Source organism: Pseudomonas sp. FG6 (genome assembly GCF_057809015.1).
In genome coordinates this window covers 57613-77423 of the sequence record NZ_JBMDJD010000012.1, presented here as the reverse complement: position 1 = coordinate 77423, position 19811 = coordinate 57613, and the positions used below count along the sequence as shown (strand labels likewise).

17 protein-coding genes and 1 pseudogene are annotated in these 19811 nt (G+C 63.9%); 14 read left to right on the top strand and 4 right to left on the bottom strand.

Going from position 1 to position 19811, the window contains the following annotated elements; translation table 11 throughout:
* Positions 1-220: 220 nt before the first annotated feature.
* The 4 genes from cobJ to cobG are packed head-to-tail and all read right to left on the bottom strand — an operon-like array spanning position 221 to position 4578.
* On the bottom strand, positions 221-1912 hold the full coding sequence (cobJ, locus tag ACODSJ_RS10270) for a precorrin-3B C(17)-methyltransferase (RefSeq protein WP_489101618.1): 1692 nt from the start codon (positions 1910-1912) through the stop codon (positions 221-223).
* Entirely contained in the window at positions 1909-2643 is a 735-nt protein-coding gene (locus ACODSJ_RS10265; protein WP_489101617.1) for a precorrin-2 C(20)-methyltransferase, read from the bottom strand. The genes cobJ and ACODSJ_RS10265 overlap by 4 nt, the downstream gene beginning before the upstream one ends.
* Entirely contained in the window at positions 2640-3266 is a 627-nt protein-coding gene (locus ACODSJ_RS10260) for a precorrin-8X methylmutase (protein WP_489101616.1), read from the bottom strand. The genes ACODSJ_RS10265 and ACODSJ_RS10260 overlap by 4 nt, the downstream gene beginning before the upstream one ends.
* The gene (gene cobG, locus ACODSJ_RS10255) at positions 3259-4578 is read right to left on the bottom strand and encodes a precorrin-3B synthase (protein ID WP_489101615.1); all 1320 of its coding nucleotides are present in this window, start codon (positions 4576-4578) and stop codon (positions 3259-3261) included. Before cobG ends, ACODSJ_RS10260 begins: the two co-directional genes overlap by 8 nt.
* 287 nt (positions 4579-4865) lie before the next feature.
* On the opposite strand from cobG, the gene cbiE reads away from it, so the two are divergent.
* The 14 genes and pseudogenes from cbiE to urtD all read left to right on the top strand — a co-directional run bounded on the left by cbiE (position 4866) and on the right by urtD (position 19688).
* Positions 4866-6077, top strand: a complete 1212-nt coding sequence (gene cbiE, locus ACODSJ_RS10250) for a precorrin-6y C5,15-methyltransferase (decarboxylating) subunit CbiE (RefSeq protein ID WP_489101614.1) — start codon at positions 4866-4868, stop codon at positions 6075-6077.
* Positions 6070-7167 (top strand): cobalt-precorrin-5B (C(1))-methyltransferase, encoded by a 1098-nt coding sequence (locus tag ACODSJ_RS10245; RefSeq protein ID WP_489101613.1) that lies wholly within the window; start codon positions 6070-6072, stop codon positions 7165-7167. Before cbiE ends, ACODSJ_RS10245 begins: the two co-directional genes overlap by 8 nt.
* Positions 7168-7178: 11 nt before the next feature.
* Positions 7179-7901 carry a cobalt-precorrin-6A reductase gene (locus tag ACODSJ_RS10240; RefSeq protein ID WP_489101612.1) on the top strand — a complete coding sequence of 241 codons (723 nt, stop codon included), beginning with the start codon at positions 7179-7181 and terminating at the stop codon, positions 7899-7901.
* Positions 7902-8260: 359 nt separating this feature from the next.
* Positions 8261-8620: a DUF6124 family protein gene (locus tag ACODSJ_RS10235; RefSeq protein WP_489101611.1), complete on the top strand. Its 360-nt coding sequence runs from the start codon at positions 8261-8263 to the stop codon at positions 8618-8620.
* Between the two features lie 219 nt (positions 8621-8839).
* A pseudogene (locus ACODSJ_RS10230) lies at positions 8840-8992 on the top strand (addiction module antidote protein); the annotation flags it as partial.
* A gap of 291 nt (positions 8993-9283) precedes the next feature.
* Complete coding sequence (locus tag ACODSJ_RS10225) at positions 9284-9682, top strand: DUF2946 domain-containing protein (RefSeq protein WP_489101610.1); 399 nt, start codon at positions 9284-9286, stop codon at positions 9680-9682.
* A gap of 45 nt (positions 9683-9727) precedes the next feature.
* A complete protein-coding gene (locus tag ACODSJ_RS10220) occupies positions 9728-10207 on the top strand; it encodes a copper chaperone PCu(A)C (protein WP_489101609.1) in 480 nt (159 codons plus the stop codon).
* A gap of 57 nt (positions 10208-10264) precedes the next feature.
* Positions 10265-10660 (top strand): DUF2946 domain-containing protein, encoded by a 396-nt coding sequence (locus tag ACODSJ_RS10215; RefSeq protein WP_489101672.1) that lies wholly within the window; start codon positions 10265-10267, stop codon positions 10658-10660.
* An 83-nt stretch (positions 10661-10743) separates the two neighbouring features.
* Complete coding sequence (locus ACODSJ_RS10210) at positions 10744-12870, top strand: TonB-dependent copper receptor (RefSeq protein ID WP_489101608.1); 2127 nt, start codon at positions 10744-10746, stop codon at positions 12868-12870.
* A 213-nt stretch (positions 12871-13083) separates the two neighbouring features.
* Entirely contained in the window at positions 13084-14463 is a 1380-nt protein-coding gene (locus tag ACODSJ_RS10205; protein ID WP_489101607.1) for a PepSY-associated TM helix domain-containing protein, read from the top strand.
* A gap of 388 nt (positions 14464-14851) precedes the next feature.
* Positions 14852-16117, top strand: coding sequence for an urea ABC transporter substrate-binding protein (gene urtA / locus ACODSJ_RS10200; RefSeq protein WP_025211599.1), 1266 nt, complete (start codon positions 14852-14854; stop codon positions 16115-16117).
* 126 nt (positions 16118-16243) lie between these two features.
* Positions 16244-17743: an urea ABC transporter permease subunit UrtB gene (gene urtB, locus ACODSJ_RS10195; RefSeq protein ID WP_489101606.1), complete on the top strand. Its 1500-nt coding sequence runs from the start codon at positions 16244-16246 to the stop codon at positions 17741-17743.
* Positions 17743-18822: an urea ABC transporter permease subunit UrtC gene (urtC, locus tag ACODSJ_RS10190; protein WP_046064374.1), complete on the top strand. Its 1080-nt coding sequence runs from the start codon at positions 17743-17745 to the stop codon at positions 18820-18822. Before urtB ends, urtC begins: the two co-directional genes overlap by 1 nt.
* A complete protein-coding gene (urtD, locus tag ACODSJ_RS10185) occupies positions 18819-19688 on the top strand; it encodes an urea ABC transporter ATP-binding protein UrtD (protein WP_489101605.1) in 870 nt (289 codons plus the stop codon). The genes urtC and urtD overlap by 4 nt, the downstream gene beginning before the upstream one ends.
* Positions 19689-19811: the final 123 nt, after the last annotated feature.

The window sequence follows — 19811 nt, the reverse complement described above, 5'->3', positions numbered from 1 at the left end:
CAAACTTAAATCACTTCTTTATCTATACGCGCGACAAATAAAAATAGAATACCCCGATATTTACGCGAAGCACCGTGGCGAGGGAGCTTGCTCCCGCTCGGCTGCGCAGCAGTCGTCAGACACTGCCAGTCGTTTCCTGATGCAATCTGCTGAATGGCTTTGGGGCTGCTGCGCAGCCCAGCGGGAGCAAGCTCCCTCGCCACGGTTTTCAAGTGAACTGTCAGGCAGGCTTGAACCCATACCAACGCGGTGTGTACACCCACTCCCCTCCTTCGGCACGCGGGAACACGCAGGTCGTGGAGGAGCCGATCAACACCATGGTGCGCATGTCCACCTGCTCCGGGGTCAATTGCCCCAGCGTGGTCACGCGCAGGGTCTGGCCCGGGCGACCGATGTCTCGTCCCAACACCACCGGCGTCTGCGGGGTGCGATGCTGGGCGACGATCTCCAGGGCGCGTCCCAACTGCCAGGGCCGGGAACGGGAGATCGGGTTATAGAAGGCCAGGGCCAGGTCCGCTTCAGCCGCCAGGTCCAGGCGCTTTTCGATGATCGTCCACGGCTTGAGGTTGTCCGACAGCGACATCACGCAGAAGTCATGCCCCAGCGGCGCACCGGCCTGGGCGGCGGTGGCCAGGGAGGCCGAGACGCCCGGCAGGATCTGCAGGTCGACGTTGTGCCAGCGGGCATTCGTCGACTCGTGCAGCGCTTCGAGCACGGCGGCAGCCATGGCGAACACGCCCGGGTCGCCGGACGAGACCACCACCACCGAACGCCCTTGGGCCGCCAGTTCGAAGGCGTGTCGGGCGCGCTGCATTTCTTCGCGGTTGTCGGTGCAGTGCTGCACCTGATCGGCCCGGAACGGCCCCGCCATGCGCACGTAGGTTTCGTAACCCAGCACATCGGTGGCGCGGTCGAGTTCGGCACGCACCGCCGGGACCATCAAGTCCGCCGCCCCCGGGCCAAGGCCGATCACGGCCAGGCGACCACGCGGGTGGCCGATCCGCTGGGGATCGAGGGGCTGTTCGGCCACGGCGATGGCATGCTCACCCGCCGCGCGAATCGACGCCGATTGGCCGACGGCTTCCTCCAGCCACTGGACAACTTCACCGTGGGCCGTGATGAAGCGCAGCGGCACGTTCAGGGCCGACGCGGCCTCCTGCAATTCGGGCCGGGCCATGTCGCTGTCGGCCGCCAACACGCAGGCCAGCGATTGCGTCGCCAGGCCCGCTTCACGCAAGGTTTCGCCAACGTTCGGTGACGCCCCAGGGGCCAAGGCCACCACCAGGTTGCGCGGGTAAATACGCAGCTCATCCACCGTCGGCGTACCGGCGGCGCTGTCGATGCGAATCGCCAGGCGCGCCTGCTCATCCTGGGGTAACTGCGCCTGCTCCAACCACGGGGCGACACCTTCGACGCGCACCGACTCACCGGCCAACAGATCGGAGACAAAGCGCTTGCCCTGCTCCAGGTCACCGAGGTGGTAACCGCTCGGCGGGTTGAGCAGGCAAGTGCCGAAACGCAGTTCACCGCTGGTGGTGATCGCCGGGGCGACGTGCAGCGCAGCCGCGATGTCGCGGGCCATGATATTCACCCCGCCCAGGCCACCCAACAGCGGCACCACGGCGCTGCCATCCTCGGCCACCGCCAGCACCGGCGGCTCGGCACCTTTTTCCAGCAGCAGCGGCGCCAGGGTGCGAATGACGATGCCGGCCGCGCACAGGGCGATGATCGGCGTGTCCTGCTGATAGAGTTCGCGCAGCGTCGCGCCGAACTCGACGTATTGGCGATCCGCGCCTTCGACCCGTCCGGCCAGGCCGTGGATCAGGGCATCGGGGTAACGCTGCTGGATCCGTCGGGCCGTGGCGAGGCTGCCGGGACCGAGGACGACGATTGCCGCGGCCTTCGACGTCATCCCTGCCACCGTTCGCCCGGCACGATGATCAGCGAGAAGTACGGCGAGGACATCGGCTCGACTTCATCCAGCGGCACGATTTTCTGATTGGCCATGGTCGCGCGCTCGACGTACAGCGCCCGCCCGTCCATGCCCAGCTCCTGAAGCACCTGGCGGACCTTGGGGAAATTGCGCCCCAGCTTCATGATCACCGCGGCGTCGGCATCGGCCAGGCGTCGCTTGAGTTCGTCATGGGGCAGGACACCCGAGAGCACCGACAGGCTCTGGTTGCGATAAACCAGCGGCGCACCGAGCACCGAGGCGCCACCGAGCATCGAGCACACACCGGGAATCACTTCGGCGTCATACCGCTCGGCGAGGCGATCGTGCAGGTACATGTAGGAGCCGTAAAAGAACGGATCACCTTCGCAGATCACCGCGACGTCGCGACCGGCGTCCAGGTGCTCGGCCAACTGTTCGGCGGCGGTGTCGTAGAAGTCAGCGATCACCTGTTCATAGGACAAAGGCGCCGGCAAGGCTTCGGTGGTGACCGGGTAGACCAGCGGCAGCAAGGTCTGGGCCTCCTGCAAATGCGCCTCGATGATGCCGAAGGCGTTGCCCTTCTTGCCCTTGGCGACGAAGTACGCCACCACCGGCGATTCACGCAGCAGGCGCAGGGCCTTGACCGTGATCAGTTCCGGGTCACCGGGGCCTACGCCGAGGCCGATCAGACGTCCAGGTTGCTGCATCATTCAATCTCCGTAGCGAGGGCGTTGACCGCCGCGGCAGCCATGGCGCTACCGCCCAGCCGACCTTGCATGATCACGAACGGCACGCCGCGGCTGTTGGCCGCCAGCATCGCCTTGGATTCGGCGGCGCCGACAAAACCCACCGGGAACCCCAGGATCAGGGCCGGCTTCGGTGCGCCGGCATCGAGCATTTCCAGCAGGTAGAACAGCGCGGTCGGCGCATTGCCGATGACCACGACGCTGCCTTCCAGATACGGACGCCACAGCTCCAGGGCGACCGCCGAACGGGTGTTGCCCAGCTCACGGGCCAACTCGGGCACGCACTCGTCGCGCAAGGTGCAGATCACCGGGTTGTTGGCCGGCAGGCGAGCACGGGTCACGCCCTCGGAAACCATCCGCGCATCGCACAGGATCGGCGCCCCCGCAGCCAGCGCCTGGCGCCCCGCCGTGCCCGCGCCTTCGGAAAACTGCAGGCCATCGACGGCCTCGACCATGCCGCAGGCGTGGATCACCCGCACCGCGAGTTTTTCCAGGTCGGCCGGAATGCGCGCCAGGTTGGCTTCGGCGCGGATGATCGCGAAGGAGTTGCGATAGATCTCCTGACCGTCGCGGATGTAATCAAGCATCAAGGGAGCTCCGGGGGCGAGCGTCGAGCCAGTGGCCGAACGCTTCAATAGTCAGATGGTGTGCCTGCAACGCGCCGAAACCCGGCTGCGTGGCGTCGCGCACATACAGGTCGTAACGACCGGGGGCGACCGCCAGCAACGTGGCGGGCGCGACATGGGCCGCCGCGCAGGAACGCGGGCAGCCCGACAGATGAACCTTCAAGGTACGACCCTGGCGTTGCAGCAGGTCGGCCAGTCGGCGGGCATCGGCCTTGGTGTCGGCCAGCGCCCTGCCACAACCGTCGGAACCGGTGCAGGCAATGAGCTGCGCCAGAGGCTGAGCAGCCGAACCGAGCAATCCCAGCGCTTCGAGTCGCGCCAGCACGTCGTCGGCATCCTCGCGACGGACATTGGGCAACAGCAGGCTTTGCCATGGGGTCAGGCGAAAGCTCGCATCACCCTTCTCCCGCGCCAGCTGCGCGACGCCCCGCAACATGGCCGCGTCGAGCCGGCCCAGGGGCGCCACGGCCCCCACGTAGACCCGGTCATCGTGCTGGGGATGGATGCCGATGTGCAGCCCATCGATGGACGCCGCTCGTCGCCACTCGGTGCAGGGTTGCAACGGTACGCGGCGGGCCAGTTGGGCGATGAAATCCTGACGGGGGACTTCGTCCAGCAAGTGCCGCATCCGCGTCTGGTCCGGACGGGCCAGGTCGAGGAACAGCGTCAGCACGGCTGTCACCAACCCGTGCCCCTCGTCCAACGGCACCACGCCCGCCGGCTCATCGAGCGGCGAACCGGCCAACCCGAAGGCCCACCCGGGCTCGCCGTCACGGACAACAGCCGACAACCACAGGTCATGATGGTGTTCGAGCATCGCCAGGCGCTCGCCACCGTCCAACTGCACGGCGAACTTGGCCGACAGCTCATGGAAGCGTTCATGGGTTTGCAGGGTGTCGAGGATCTGCCCGGCCAACGGACGGGTGTCGAACAGCCTCTGCTGGTCAATCCCGGCCGACGGGCTGAGCATCAGGTTGCGCACGTCATCGCCGTCCGGTTTACGCGGGCCGAGCCCTGCCGCCAGCAATTGCTCGATCAGCGCATCCTCGTCCGGGCCGATCCCACGAATTTGCAGGTTGGCGCGGTTGGTCGCTTCGATCACCCCGCCAGCAAACCGCTCGGCCGCCGACGCCACGGCATCCGCCTGATCGGCCAGGATGGCACCGCCGTCGAGCTTAATCCGGCAGATCCCCCCGTCCAGCGCCTGGACAATACGCATGAGCCCGGGGCAACCGGTGGGACGGATGACGCAAGAGGATGGACGTTCGTTCAAGGGCAGACCGCCAAAATTAGGACACGCCAAACGGCGAAGGATGGCCATTATGCCTGCTTTGCCTGGGGTCATGAAAAGCTTGCCGGTCGGATTGTCTGGAGAGTGATATTGACCGTGCCACCGCTATCGCGAGCAGGGCTTGCTCCCACAGGTTCTCCTGGCGGATACAAAACCTGGAGCAATCCGAATGTGGAAGCGAACCTGCTCGCGATAGTGGCCTGTCTGAACCTCCGGGGCACGGTATGATGGCGACCCGACGATCCAACACATTCATTCGAGGAACAAAGATGACCCCCTGGCTGACCATAGTGGGCATCGGCGAAGACGGCTTCAAGGGCCTGGGCCGGACGGCTCGGCACGCCTTGCTGCGGGCGACGCGCATCGTGGGCAGCGACCGGCAACTGGCGCTCTTGCCCAAATGCATCGCCGGCCAGCGAGAACTGTGGCCCAGCCCGTTCGCCCTCGAACCGCTGCTGGCACGCAAGGGCGAGCCTGTGTGCGTACTGGCCAGCGGCGATCCGATGTTCTACGGCGTAGGCGCCAGCCTGGCGAAACAGTTGCCGGGCGAGCAGATGCAAGTCATCCCTGCGCCCTCCTCCTGCTCGCTGGCCGCTGCACGCCTGGGCTGGCCGCTGCAGGACGTGGTCACGCTGTCACTGGTGGCACGCCCCCTGGCGGCGCTCAACGCCCACTTATCCACAGGCGTCCGGCTGTTGCTGCTGAGCAATGACCGTCACAGCCCCACCGCCGTCGCAGCGCTATTGCGCGAGCGCGGGTTCGGCCCCAGTCCCATGAGCGTACTGGAACACTTGGGCGGCGAGGCAGAACGGCGGATCGACAGCAGCGCGCAACAATGGTCCGATCCGCCCCTCGCCGACCTGAACCTGATCGCCATCGAATGCCGCGCCGACGCTTCAACGCAGCAACTGTCGCGCCTGGCCGGGTTGCCCGACCACGCATTCGAACATGACGGCCAGATAACCAAGCGCGACGTGCGCGCCATCACCCTCGCCCGCCTCGCCCCAACCCCCGGCGAGCTGCTCTGGGATGTCGGCGCCGGCAGCGGCTCCATCGGCATCGAATGGATGCGCACCCATCCCAGTTGTCGGGCCCTGGCCATTGAAGCCGACGAAGGCCGCCAAAGCTTGATCGAACGCAACCGCGACACCCTCGGCGTGCCCGGCCTGCAACTGATTCGCGGCAGCGCCCCGCTGGCGCTGGAGGGCCTGGAGCGGCCAGACGCGGTATTCATCGGCGGCGGCGTCACCCGCGAAGGCGTGCTCGACGCCTGCTGGGCCCAACTCAAACCCGGCGGTCGGCTGGTCGCCAATGCCGTGACCCTGCAAAGCGAAATGACCCTGATGCACTGGCGCGAACGTCACGGCGGTGAACTGACCCGCATCCACATCGCCCAGGCCCAGCCCTTGGGCGAGTTCGACACTTGGCGCCAGGCCCTGCCAATTACCTTGCTCGACCTGGTCAAACCGCTCGATGCGTGACGAAACCGCCGAACAACCCGCCCCCTTGCGCAGCGGCCTGACCACCGGCAGTTGCGCCACGGCTACCAGCCTGGCGGCGGCTCGATTACTGCTGCGCGGCACCGAAGCCGATGCCGTGGAAATCGTACTGCCCAAGGGCAAGCAGGTGCAGATGCGCCTGGAGTTCTGTCGGCTGACCGAACAAGGCGCCGAAGCCGGAACGATCAAGGACGCCGGCGATGATCCGGACGTGACCCACGGCGCCCTGTTGTTTTCCCAGGTGCGCTTGATCGCCGAGCCCGGTGTACGTTTCGTCGCTGGTCGCGGCGTCGGCACGGTGACACGTCCGGGATTGGTGCTGGCCGTCGGCGAACCGGCGATCAACCCGGTGCCGCGCCAGATGATCAACGACCACTTGGCCCGCCTGGCCGAGGAGTGCGCTTATACCGGTGGTTTCGAAGTCACGGTCAACGTCGAAGACGGCGAAGCCCTGGCGCTGAAAACCATGAACCCGCGGCTGGGCATCCTCGGCGGCCTGTCGATCCTCGGCACCAGCGGCATCGTCCGGCCGTTCTCCTGCGCGGCCTACATCGCCTCGATCCACCAGGGCATCGACGTGGCAAAAACCAACGGCTACCTGCACATCGCCGCGTGCACCGGCAACGCCAGCGAAGACACCATGCGCCGGGTCTACAACCTGCCGGAAATCGCCCTGATCGAAATGGGCGACTTCGTTGGCGCGGTGCTCAAGCACCTGCGCAAGGTGCCGGTGGAAAAACTCAGCCTCTGCGGCGGCTTTGGCAAGATCAGCAAACTCGCCGCCGGCCATATGGACCTGCACAGTCGACATTCGAGCATCGACCTGCCGCAACTGGCCCAATGGGCGGCTGCTATCGGTGCCGATCAAGCGTTGCAGGATGACATCCGCAACGCCAACACCAGCCAGCAAGCCCTGTCCATGGCCAGCGCCGCCGGCATCGCCCTCGGCGACGCGGTGTGCGCACACGCCCTGGCCTTTGCTCGTAGCATCGTACCAACCCAGGTCCAGGTCGAAGTCTTCGCCATCGACCGCCAGGGCGGAATCGTCGGCCACGCCGAAGCCTTGCCATGAAGAGCCTTGAAATGAAACGCATCCTGCTACTTGGTGGCACCACCGAAGCCCTGGCCATCGCCCGCACGCTCGGGCCACAGCACATCTACAGCCTGGCCGGCATCGGTCGCGTCCCCACCGACCTGACCTGCCAGGTGCGCGTCGGCGGCTACGGCGGCGCCGAGGGATTGGCACAATTCATCCGCGAGCAAGGCATCGACCTGCTGCTGGACGCGACCCACCCCTACGCCGCGCAAATCAGCCACAACGCCGCCCACGCCGCCCGTGCCTGCGGCATTCCCTGCTGGGCCCTGCGCCGTCCGGCATGGCAACCCCAGGCCGGCGATGACTGGCGCGAAGTGGCCGATTGGCCCGACCTGATCCAAGCCCTGAAACCCTTCCACCGCCCCTTGTTCACCCTCGGTCGCGAACCACTGCAACACCTGCACGAAATCCCGCCAGAGCAATTCTGGACCCTGCGTGCCCTGGACGTTTACCCCGGTAATGAGCGATGCGAAGTGATTGGGGCCCGTGGGCCGTTTCACCTTAAGGGCGAGCGCGAACTGTTCGAACGGCGGCGGATTGATGTGCTGGTCAGCAAGAACAGCGGCAGTACGGCGACTGAGCCAAAGCTGGACGTGGCGCGGGAGCGGGGGGTGCCGGTGTTGGTGTTGAAGCGTCCGGTGCTGACGGGGGTGGATCGGGAGTTTGGGACGGTGGATGAGGTGTTGCAGGGGCTGCGGCAGTTGATCTGACAGAAAACTGCACCGTCCTACAAGCCTGTTCTGTCAGAACTACGTCAGCAGGCTACATCACCTTGCGTCGCTGCCTACAACTACGCCAGAATCCGCCGGCTTGTGCGCCTTGGAGGCCCTCGGTAACTTGATTCCCGTCACTGCCCTTCAGTGATCGGGTTTAGTCGCCCGAGGTTTTCAGCGGGTTCACAAGCTTCGTCAGTCAGGTATTTCATCCCTGCACTTGATGGTGGTTGTGCGCAGGGCGCCTTCGGGCGCGCCGGTAATGCTGGACTCCCCGGTCGACTAACCTGCGTACAGCCGCCACCCTTCGTTTAGTCGCGAAACCGTTGCGGCTCCATAACATGGAGTTTCCAGCAATGTTCAAAAACACGCCGAATCCCCCTACCTCAGACGATCACGTATCCCGCAGCCAGTCGGCCAATACCAAAAAACTCGACGACGCGGCTACCCGCGCCTTGGACTATTACCTCAAACCGTCAGCCGACAAAGAACCATCCGACAGGCTAGATACGATTTTCGTCATCGCACCTAACATCGACGCCGAATGCCTGCTCGCCAACCTCAGCGAAACCCTGGCGTCGGCCAACGCGATGGTCAGCGACCTGGCATTCGATCTGGAGGGCTCGCGACGACATATCGCGCAAGGAGTCCAGCAGATGATTGAGCTGGGCCAATTGTTGGCGAATCGGGCACTGGATGTGGTCGACCCGAGATAAGCGACAGGACGTTGGGTTTGATCAAAATCGATTGGTCAAACCCACCTCTGTGGCGAGGGGATTTATCCCCGCTGGACTGCGAAGCAGTCCCAAAACATAAGCTCATAGTTTTGTCTGGCGGACTGCATTCACTGCTCTTGGGGCTGCTGCGCAGCCCAGCGGGGATAAATCCCCTCGCCACAATGAGTGCTCAATCATTAGTTTTTCAAAGGTAATGCTATGCCTTTCACACGAAGCTATAAGCACACGATCATCGAACGCGTCAGGTGTGATCCTGAATTCGCCAAAATCCTGCTGGATGAAGCAGTCACTCTGCTTTTGAACGGAGAGCAGGAGACGGCGAGAATGATCCTTCGCAATCTCTTCAATGCCATCTGAGCCCTGTGGCGAGGGAGCTTGCTCCCTCGCCACAAAGATCTCACGTGCCCTTCAGATCGAGGATGACATCCCCACAGCCATGTTCGAAAAACTCCGGCGCTTCGACTCAGGCTGGTTGCCTGTTTCGAAGAACATGAAGGTGATGGAATACTGGGCGCCCACTTGAAGATCTGTTGCTACTGTTAACACCAGCCCTGCGACCCTACACCGCACGTGGCCTTTTTACTTCTCACCCCCGATCAGGCTAAATACCGCCACCTGATCGCCCATCAAGCGGATTGCCCCATGTCCCGACAACGGCTTGCATTTGCCTGGATCGCCTGCTTCGCAGTGCTGTTCAACATGCTTGCCATGCCGCTTTCCGGCAGCGCTGACGCGATGGCGAAAGCACCGGCCGAGCAAATGCTGTGGGGCAGTTTCTGTTCCTCCAGCGGCATGAAAATGGTCGCGGTGTCCCTGGGCAAGTTCGAACAGGACACACAGCAGAAAGACAATCACTCGACGATGCAGCATTGCTGGTGCTGCTCAGGCTCCGCGCCGCTGGTGGCGATCGCCGGGCATGTCCCGCAGTTGTATCTGGATGCACAGCTGGCCCATCGCGGGGCCGTCCATTCGAAGCTCGACAGCCCCACGCCACGCCAGCAATGGCCCAGTCTCAACCCCCGAGCCTCACCTCTGGCCTGATTCTTCCCGCATGAACTGCACCCTGAATCGTTCCGGAGAATTGCCATGTTGAACAGACTTATCCTGCTGGCTGCCCTATTGCTTCCCGTCGGCTTCGCCCAAGCTCACCAGTACAAAGTGGGAGAGCTTGAGATCGCCCATCCGTGGTCCCAGGAGTTGCCGCCCAATGCACCAACCGTGGCTGCGTATTTCGTGATCCACAACAGCGGCACGACCGGCGACAAGCTGCTCAGCGTCGACTCGCCCATCGCCGGCAAGGCCGAGCTGCATGAGCATGTGATGCAAAACGACCTGATGAAAATGCAGCCGGTACCCGTCGTCGATATCGCCCCCGGTGCGACCGTCACCTTCGCGCCGATGGCCTATCACGTGATGCTGCTGGACCTGAAGGACCGCAGCCTGCTCAGCGACGGCAAACGCTTTTCCATGACGCTGCATTTCGAAAAAGCCGGGGATGTCACGGTTGATGTCGCGGTGCAGAAAAAAGCACCCGACGGCACCAAGACACACATGCACGCCCAGTAGACGTAGCCGCCCGTGCAACCTCGTCGCGCCAGTCTGTCCACGCACCGCCGTCAGCCCATGAGCCTGACCCGCGGCAGCTGGATCAGCCTGTTCGCCATGCTGATGATCTTTATCGGTCCGCTGATTTCTCAGTCGATGCCGATGGATCAGCGCATGTCTTCGTCCATGTCCATGGACATGTCGATGAACATGGACATGAGCATGGACATGACGGCGCACGAAGCGCCGGCAGCCGAGCACTGCCCGCCCCAGGGCGAGCACCATGCGTTGTGGGAAAAGTGCGGCTATTGCAGCCTGCTGTTCAATTGCCCCGCACTGCCCGGCGGTCACACGTTTGCCGTTTTCGACACACCTCACGCCAACACCTACACCAGCCCTTCCCCACGCCTGGGCCATGCCCGGCCAGCGTTCTTCCCGGGTGCCCGGACCCGCGCACCGCCCTTCGACGCGTAAGCCCGACACTTACTCACCCCGGTCGCATAAGACGGCTTCAGGCCGCCCGACCGTGTCGTCTACGTCTGTTCGATGGAATCATCATGTCCAGGTTTTCTGCTGGCATCGCGTTGGGCTCTGCCCAGGTTCGCTGCCCCCTGAACGAGCCACGGGTTCGTTTGCGCCAAACCATCGCCGCCCTGTGCGGCCTGCTGCTCACCCCACTCGTACTCGCCGATGAGCACGACCATCACGACAATCAGGTCGAAGAACTGAGCCCGACGGTCATCACCGCCATCGCCCCCAGCTCGCCCCTGACCGTCGTCACCAACCCCAAGGATCCGCGCCAACCGGTGCCGGCCAGTGACGGCGGCGACTACCTCAAGACCATTCCGGGCTTCGCCCTAGTGCGCAACGGCGGCACCAACGGCGACCCGGTGCTGCGCGGCATGTTCGGCTCGCGGCTGAACATCCTCACCAACGGCAGCATGCTGCTGGGTGCTTGCCCAGGCCGGATGGACGCACCGACGTCCTACATATCGCCGGAAACCTACGACAAGCTCACGGTGATCAAAGGCCCGCAAACCGTGCTCTGGGGCCCCGGCGCATCGGCCGGGACCGTGCTGTTCGAGCGCGAGCCGGAACAGTTCGGCGAACTCGGCACCCGGGTCAATGCCAGCGTGCTGGCCGGCTCCAACGGCCGTTTCGACAAAGTGGTGGATGCCGCCGCTGGCGGGCCGCTGGGTTATGTACGGGTGATCGGCAACACGGCGCATTCGGACGATTACCGCGATGGCAACAACGACACCGTGCCGTCGCGCTATGACAAATGGAATGGCGACGTCACCCTCGGCTGGACGCCGGACGCCGATACCCTGCTGGAGTTGACGGCCGGCAAGGGCGACGGTGAAGCACGCTACGCCGGGCGTGGCATGGACGGCTCGCAGTTCAAGCGCGAAAGCCTCGGGCTGCGTTTCGAGCGCTCGAACATCGGCGAGGTGCTGGACAAGATCGAGGCCCAGGTCTACTACAACTACGCCGACCACGTGATGGACAACTACACGCTGCGCACACCCTCCGGCACCGGGATGATGGCCGGGCCCATGGCCTCCAACGTCGACCGCCGCACCCTCGGCGCCCGTATCAAGGCCACCTGGCGCTGGGCCGATGTGCAACTGATCAGCGGCCTGGACGCCCAGACCAACGAACATCGCCAACGCAGCAGCATGGGCGTGGACACCTATAAGGAGCTGCCGTACACCAAGGACGCCGACTTCCATAATTACGGGGTGTTCGGCGAGTTGACCTGGTACGCCGCCGACCGCGACAGGGTAATCACCGGCGCCCGGCTCGACCGTGCCTCGGCCAAGGACTACCGCCAGAGCATCGGTTCCGGCATGTCGGCGCGCCCCAACCCCACCGCCGATGACACCCGTGCCGACACGCTGCCCAGCGGTTTCGTCCGCTACGAACACGACCTGGACGACAGCCCTACAACCCTCTATGCCGGCGTGGGCCACGCGCAACGCTTCCCGGACTACTGGGAACTGTTCTCGGCGAACGTCGGCCCCAGCGGTTCACTGAATGCCTTCGACGCGATCAAGCCGGAGAAAACCACCCAGCTCGACTTCGGCCTGCAGTACAAGACCGAAACCCTCGAAGCCTGGGCCTCGGGCTATGTCGGGCAGGTGCGCGACTACATTCTGTTCGACTACACCCCCGGGATGATGGGCACCACCTCCCGGGCCGAGAACATCGATGCGCGGATCATGGGTGGTGAATTGGGTGCCGCCTACAAGCTGAGCGAGCGCTGGAAAGCCGACGCCACCCTGGCCTACGCCTGGGGCAAGAACAGCAGCGACGGCAGCGCCCTGGCGCAAATGCCGCCGCTGGACGCACGCCTGGGCCTGACCTACAGCGAAGACCGCTGGAGCGCCGGCGCATTGTGGCGCGTGGTCGCGGCACAGAACCGGGTCGATGAAAACAAGGGCAACGTGGTCGGCAAGGACTACGGCAAGAGCTCGGGCTTCGGTGTGTTCTCCCTCAACGGCGCCTATCGCATCAACCAGCACTGGAAGGTCAGCAGCGGCGTCGACAACCTGTTCGGCAAAGCCTACGCCGAGCACTTGAACCTGGCCGGCAACGCCGGATTCGGCTACCCGGCGAACGACCCACAAGCCATCAACGAACCGGGGCGCACGCTCTGGACCAAGGTGGATATGAGTTTCTGACAACACTGACCAGCCCTGACACCCCACCCTGTGGCGAGGGAGCTTGCTCCCGCTGGACTGCGCAGCAGTCCCCAGCTTTTTGCGGTTGCTACGCAACCGAGCGGGAGCAAGCTCCCTCGCCACGGGACCGGTGTTTATCCATGCCTCATCTGTCGGTTGCCGCGCAACCGCAAAAAACATAACAACCCAATTTGCCCTGCGGAGCGCTTTTCAATGAGCCAACCGAAACCCAACTTCTACAACCTTGCCTGGCGCTGGCATTTTTATGCCGGGCTGTTCGTGGCGCCGTTCATGGTGATGCTGGCCCTGACCGGGATCATCTACCTGTTCAAGCCGCAACTCGATCCACTGATGTACGGCAGCCTGCTGAACGTACCGGCCGGCCATCACACCCTGGCGGCCGACGACCTGCTCAAGCAGGTCCGCCAGGCCTACCCCGAAGGCCAGGTCAAACAGTACCTGCCACCGGTCAACGCCGAGCGCAGTGCGCAATTCGTGGTGATCGACAAGGGCCGGGAACTGAATGTGTTCATCGATCCGTACCACGGTGATGTTCTCGGCGAGCAGGATGCGAAGAACAACCTGCAAGCCATGGCCCGGGCCATCCACGGTGAGCTGCTGATCGGCACCGTCGGTGACCGGCTGGTGGAAATGGCCGCAGGCTGGGGCGTGGTGCTGGTGGTCTCAGGCCTCTACCTGTGGTGGCCGCGCGGGCAATCGTCGGCCGGCGTGCTGTGGCCACGTTGGAATGCGCGCGGTCGGCTGTTCTGGCGTGACCTGCACGTGGTCGTTGGCTTCTGGGGCGCAGCGTTCCTGCTGGTGATGCTGCTCAGCGGCATGACCTGGACCGGTTTCTGGGGCAAGCAATACGCCAACCTCTGGAACCGCTTCCCGGCAGCGATGTGGAATGACGTGCCCAAGTCCGACGTCGAGGCCGGCAGCCTCAACAACGCCCATCGTCAGACGGTGCCGTGGGCCGTGGAAAATACGCCGATGCCGATGTCCGGCGACCATGCCGAGCACATGGGCCACGGCGGCATGCACGAAGGCCCCGCCGCCCCGACCATCAGCCTGCAAGCGGTGCAGGACATCGCCACTGAACGCCAGGTCACGCCCGGCTACAGCATCACCCTGCCGACCACTTCCAGCGGTGTGTTCACCATCGCCGTGTTCGCCGACGACCCGCGCAACGACGCCACCCTGCACGTGGACCAGTACACCGGCAAGGTCCTGGCCGATGTGCGCTGGGAGCACTACGGCGTCGTGGCCCGTGCCACCGAAACCGGGGTGATGCTGCACGAAGGCAAGATGTTCGGCCCGCTGAACCAGATCATCGTGCTGCTGATTTGCCTGATGATCCTGCTCAGTGCCGTGAGTGGCGTGGTGATCTGGTGGAAACGCCGGCCCCAGGGCAGGTTCGGCGTGCCGCCACTGCGCCACGACTTGCCGACATGGAAGACCGGCGTGTTCATCATGCTGGCCCTGGCGGTGGTGTTTCCGTTGGTGGGGCTTTCGCTGGTGGCGGTGTGGTTGTTGGACTGGCTCGTCGCCCGTTTCAATCGCCGGGCTGAGGCGGCTTCATCTTCAAGTTGAAGAAGCGCGTTAACGGACGGCGGCGCGAAACCTCTACAATCGCGCCCGCTTTCCAAACCACAAACACAATCCTTGTGGGAACCACAATTCCTGTGGGAGCGAGCCTGCTCGCGATAGCGGAGTGTCAGCCAGCTTAAATGCAACTGATCTACCGCTATCGCGAGCAGGCTCGCTCCCACAGGGGGGGCGGTAATCCTACGCTCCAATGTGGCGCACCTCTTCGCACCAGCCCCGGCAACGCGTTCACTCATGGTGCACCCACTCGCACGCCTCCCACGCCAACCCCGCATTTCCAAGCCTTCCTCCAACCGGGCACACCCCTTGCAAAAGCGCCTTCAGCGTTTGCATCTGCCCTCAAAAAAATTCAAAAGACCACGGAGATCGCACAATGAAGCGTCGTAGCTTGATCAAGGCTTTTACACTCTCGGCAAGCATTGCCGCGATGGGCATGGCCTGGACCGTCCAGGCCGCCGAGACCATCAAGGTCGGCATCCTGCATTCGCTGTCCGGCACCATGGCGATCTCCGAGACGTCCCTCAAGGACATGGCGCTGATGACCATTGATGAGATCAACGCCAAGGGTGGGGTCAACGGCAAGAAGCTTGAAGCGGTGGTCGTGGACCCGGCCTCGAACTGGCCGCTGTTCGCCGAAAAGGGCCGGCAGTTGCTGACCCAGGACAAGGTCGCCGTGGTGTTCGGCTGCTGGACGTCGGTGTCACGCAAATCGGTGCTGCCGGTATTCGAAGAACTCAATGGCCTGCTGTTCTACCCCGTGCAATACGAAGGCGAAGAGATGTCGCCGAACGTGTTCTACACCGGCGCGGCGCCGAACCAGCAGGCGATTCCGGCGGTGGAATACCTGATGAGCGAAGAAGGCGGCAGCGCCAAGCGTTACTTCCTGTTGGGCACCGACTACGTCTACCCGCGCACCACCAACAAGATCCTGCGTTCTTTCCTGCATTCCAAAGGGGTAGCGGACAAGGACATCGAAGAGGTCTACACCCCATTCGGCCACAGCGACTACCAGACCATCGTCGCCAACATCAAGAAGTTCTCGGCCGGCGGCAAGACGGCGGTCATCTCCACCGTGAACGGCGATTCCAACGTGCCGTTCTACAAGGAACTGGCGAACCAGGGCCTGAAAGCCACCGACGTACCGGTCGTGGCGTTCTCGGTGGGCGAAGAAGAACTGCGCGGCATCGACACCAAACCGCTGGTAGGCAACCTGGCGGCGTGGAACTACTTCGAATCCGTGGATAACCCGGCGAACAAGAAGTTCGTCGACTCCTGGAAGGCGTACGCCAAGGCCAAGAACCTGCCGGGTGCCGACAAAGCAGTGACCAACGACCCGATGGAGGCCACCTACGTCGGCATCCACATGTGGGCGCAAGCCGTCGAGAAAGCCAAGTCCACCGACGTCGACAAAGTCCGCGAAGCCCTGGCCGGCCAGACCTTCGCCGCACCGTCGGGCTACACCCTGACCATGGACAAGACCAACCATCACCTGCACAAGCCGGTGATGATCGGCGAGATCCAGGCCGACGGTCAGTTCAACGTGGTCTGGCAGACCGAAGGCCCGATCCGCGCGCAACCGTGGAGCCCCTTCATCGCCGGCAACGACAAGAAGCCTGACTATGCGGTGAAGAGCAACTGAGTTCGGGAACATGCCCCTAATCCTGTGGGAGCAAAGCTTGCTCGCGATAGCGAACCTCCAGACACACCGCTGTCGCGAGCAAGCTTTGCTCCCACAGGGTCCGTCGCAGTCTTACAGGACGTAGCCATGTCCCCTTATCGTTTGCTCGCTCTGCTTGCCTGTCTGCTGTTGCCGATAGGCGCCCACGCCGGCGACGCCGAAGACTTCGTCGCCGCCAACCCGACCCAGCAGGCCAAGCTCCTGGAAACCTGGGCCGCGCAGCCGGAGCCTGGGCGTGTCGAACTGATCAACGCCCTGCAACAGGGCCAGTTGAGCATTGACGGCCAGCCCAAGACCCTGCGCCTGAACAACCGCTTGCGCGGGCTGATCGAAACCGCCCTCGCCAGCCATCAACTGCTCGCCGTCGATGCCCGCGTACGCCTGGGCGCGGCGCAACAACTGCAAAAAAGCGCGCGCCCAGCCCAACTGGCGTTTCTCGATCGGCAACTGGCCGGCGAACAGGACGAAGACGTACACGCCGCCCTCAGCCTGGCCCTGGCGAACCTGCAACTGGTAGATGCCAATCCGAGCGTGCGCCTGGCCGCCGTCCGCCTGCTGGGGGAAACCGGCGATCCGCTGGCCCGCACCCGTCTCGAAGGCTTGCTCGAACCGGGCGTCGAAACCGATGCCGCCGTGCGCACCGCGGCTGAAACCAGTCTGGGCCAGGTCAAGCGCAAACTCTTGATCGGCGAGCTATTGGGTCAGGCCTTCAGCGGCATGTCCCTGGGCTCGATCCTGCTGCTCGCCGCCCTCGGCCTGGCCATCACCTTCGGCCTGCTGGGGGTGATCAACATGGCCCACGGCGAAATGCTCATGTTGGGTGCCTACTCCACCTACGTGGTGCAGCTGTTGTTCCAGCGTTTCGCGCCGAACGCCATCGAGTTCTACCCGCTGATTGCCCTGCCGGTGGCGTTTTTCATCACCGCCGCCATCGGCATGGCCCTGGAACGCACGGTGATCCGCCACCTCTACGGGCGCCCGCTGGAAACCCTGCTCGCCACCTGGGGCATCAGCCTGATGCTGATCCAACTGGTGCGCCTGGTGTTCGGCGCGCAGAACGTCGAAGTCGCCAACCCGGCCTGGCTCTCGGGCGGGATCCAGGTGCTACCGAACCTGGTGTTGCCGTACAACCGCATCGTGATCATCGCCTTCGCGCTGTTCGTGGTGGTGCTGACCTGGTTGCTGCTGAACAAGACGCGCCTGGGCCTGAACGTGCGTGCCGTGACCCAGAACCGCAACATGGCCGCCTGCTGCGGCGTACCCACCGGCCGCGTGGACATGCTCGCCTTCGGCCTCGGCTCGGGCATTGCCGGGCTCGGCGGCGTGGCCCTGAGCCAGATCGGCAACGTCGGCCCGGACCTGGGCCAGAGCTACATCATCGACTCGTTCCTGGTGGTCGTGCTCGGCGGCGTCGGCCAGTTGGCCGGTAGTGTGTTCGCCGCGTTCGGCCTGGGCATCGCCAACAAAATCCTCGAGCCGCAGATCGGTGCCGTGCTCGGCAAGATCCTGATCCTGGCGCTGATCATTCTGTTCATCCAGAAGCGTCCGCAAGGTCTCTTCGCGCTCAAAGGACGGGTAATCGACTGATGAACCAGCCCCTGATGCTCACGGCCACGCAAAAGGCCGGCCCCAAAGTCACCCTTGCCGTCGGCGCGGTGATCCTGGCAGTGCTGCTGAGCCTGCCGTTGCTGTCGCTGTTGGCGGCGGACAATCCGCTGCACGTCTCGGCGTATACCTTGACCCTGGTGGGCAAGATTCTCTGCTACGCCATCGTCGCCCTGGCGCTGGACCTGGTCTGGGGTTATGCCGGCTTGCTCTCTCTCGGCCACGGTTTGTTCTTCGCCCTGGGCGGCTACGCCATGGGCATGTACCTGATGCGCCAGGCCGCCGGCGATGGCTTGCCGGCGTTCATGACCTTCCTGTCGTGGACCGAGTTGCCCTGGTACTGGGCCGGCACCGACAGTTTCCTCTGGGCGATGTGCCTGGTGGTGCTGGCGCCGGGCTTGCTGGCGCTGGTGTTCGGCTTCTTCGCCTTCCGTTCGCGGATCAAGGGCGTGTATTTCTCGATCATGACCCAGGCCCTGACCTTCGCCGGGATGCTGCTGTTTTTCCGCAACGAAACCGGGTTTGGCGGCAACAACGGCTTCACCAATTTTCGTTCGATCCTGGGCTTTGGCATCACTGAGCCGGGCACCCGGGCGGTGCTGTTTTTTGCCACGGTGTTGTTGCTGGTGGCGAGCCTGTTCATCGGCTGGCGCCTGGCCCGCAGCAAGTTCGGTCGGGTACTGACCGCCCTGCGCGACGCGGAAAACCGCCTGATGTTCTGCGGCTACGATCCCCGCGGCTTCAAGCTGTTCGTCTGGGTGTTGAGCGCAGTGTTGTGCGGCCTGGCCGGGGCCTTGTACGTGCCGCAGGTGGGCATCATCAACCCCAGCGAAATGTCGCCGACCAACTCCATCGAGGCTGCCGTGTGGGTCGCCCTCGGCGGGCGCGGCACACTGATCGGACCGCTGCTGGGCGCCGGTGTCGTCAATGGCATGAAGAGCTGGTTCACCGTGGCGTTTCCTGAGTACTGGCTGTTTTTCCTTGGTGCGCTGTTCATCGTCGTGACCCTGTATCTGCCCAAGGGCGTGATCGGTCTGCTGAAGAAAAGAGGTGAGCAATGAGAATCACAGCGAGTGCCGAATTCATGCTCGAACCCGCTTTCTATCCGCCGGACCCCAACAAGGACGCCGGCAGCAGCCGCGACGCCATCGGCCTCGGCCAGGCGAGCGGCGAGGGCCTCAACACCCGCCACGGCACCATCCTGACCCTGGAAGACATCAGCGTCAGTTTCGACGGCTTCAAGGCCTTGAACGATTTGAACCTGTACATCGGCGTCGGCGAGTTGCGCTGCATCATCGGCCCCAACGGCGCGGGCAAGACCACGCTGATGGACGTGATCACCGGCAAGACCCGTCCCAGCCACGGCAAGGCCTGGTTCGGCGAAACCCTGGACCTGACCCGCATGAGCGAAGTCGAAATCGCCCAGGCCGGCATCGGGCGCAAGTTCCAGAAGCCCACGGTGTTCGAAGCCTTGAGTGTGTTCGAGAACCTGGAATTGGCGCTCAAGACCGACAAATCGGTGTGGGCCAGCCTGCGGGCGAAACTTTCTGGCGAGCAGCACGAGCGTATCAACGAAGTACTCGAGACGATCCGCCTCACCACCTCGGTCAACCGCACCGCCGGGTTGCTGTCCCACGGGCAGAAGCAGTTCCTGGAGATCGGCATGCTGCTGGTGCAGGACCCGCAGCTGCTGTTGCTCGACGAACCGGTGGCGGGCATGACCGACGCCGAGACCGAGTTCACCGCCGAGCTGTTCAAGTCCCTGGCGGGCAAGCACTCGCTGATGGTGGTGGAACACGACATGGGCTTCGTCGGCTCGATCGCCGACCACGTCACCGTGCTGCACCAAGGCAGCGTGCTGGCCGAGGGATCGCTGGAACAGGTGCAAGACAATGAGCGGGTGATCGAGGTGTACCTCGGTCGCTGAGGCGATAGAGGCTGGCTTTTATGTGGGAGCGAACCTGTGGGAGCAAAGCTTGCTCGCGATGAACGATAACGCGGTCTTTCTGATGGACCGAGGCGCAGCTATCGCGAGCAAGCTTTGCTCCCA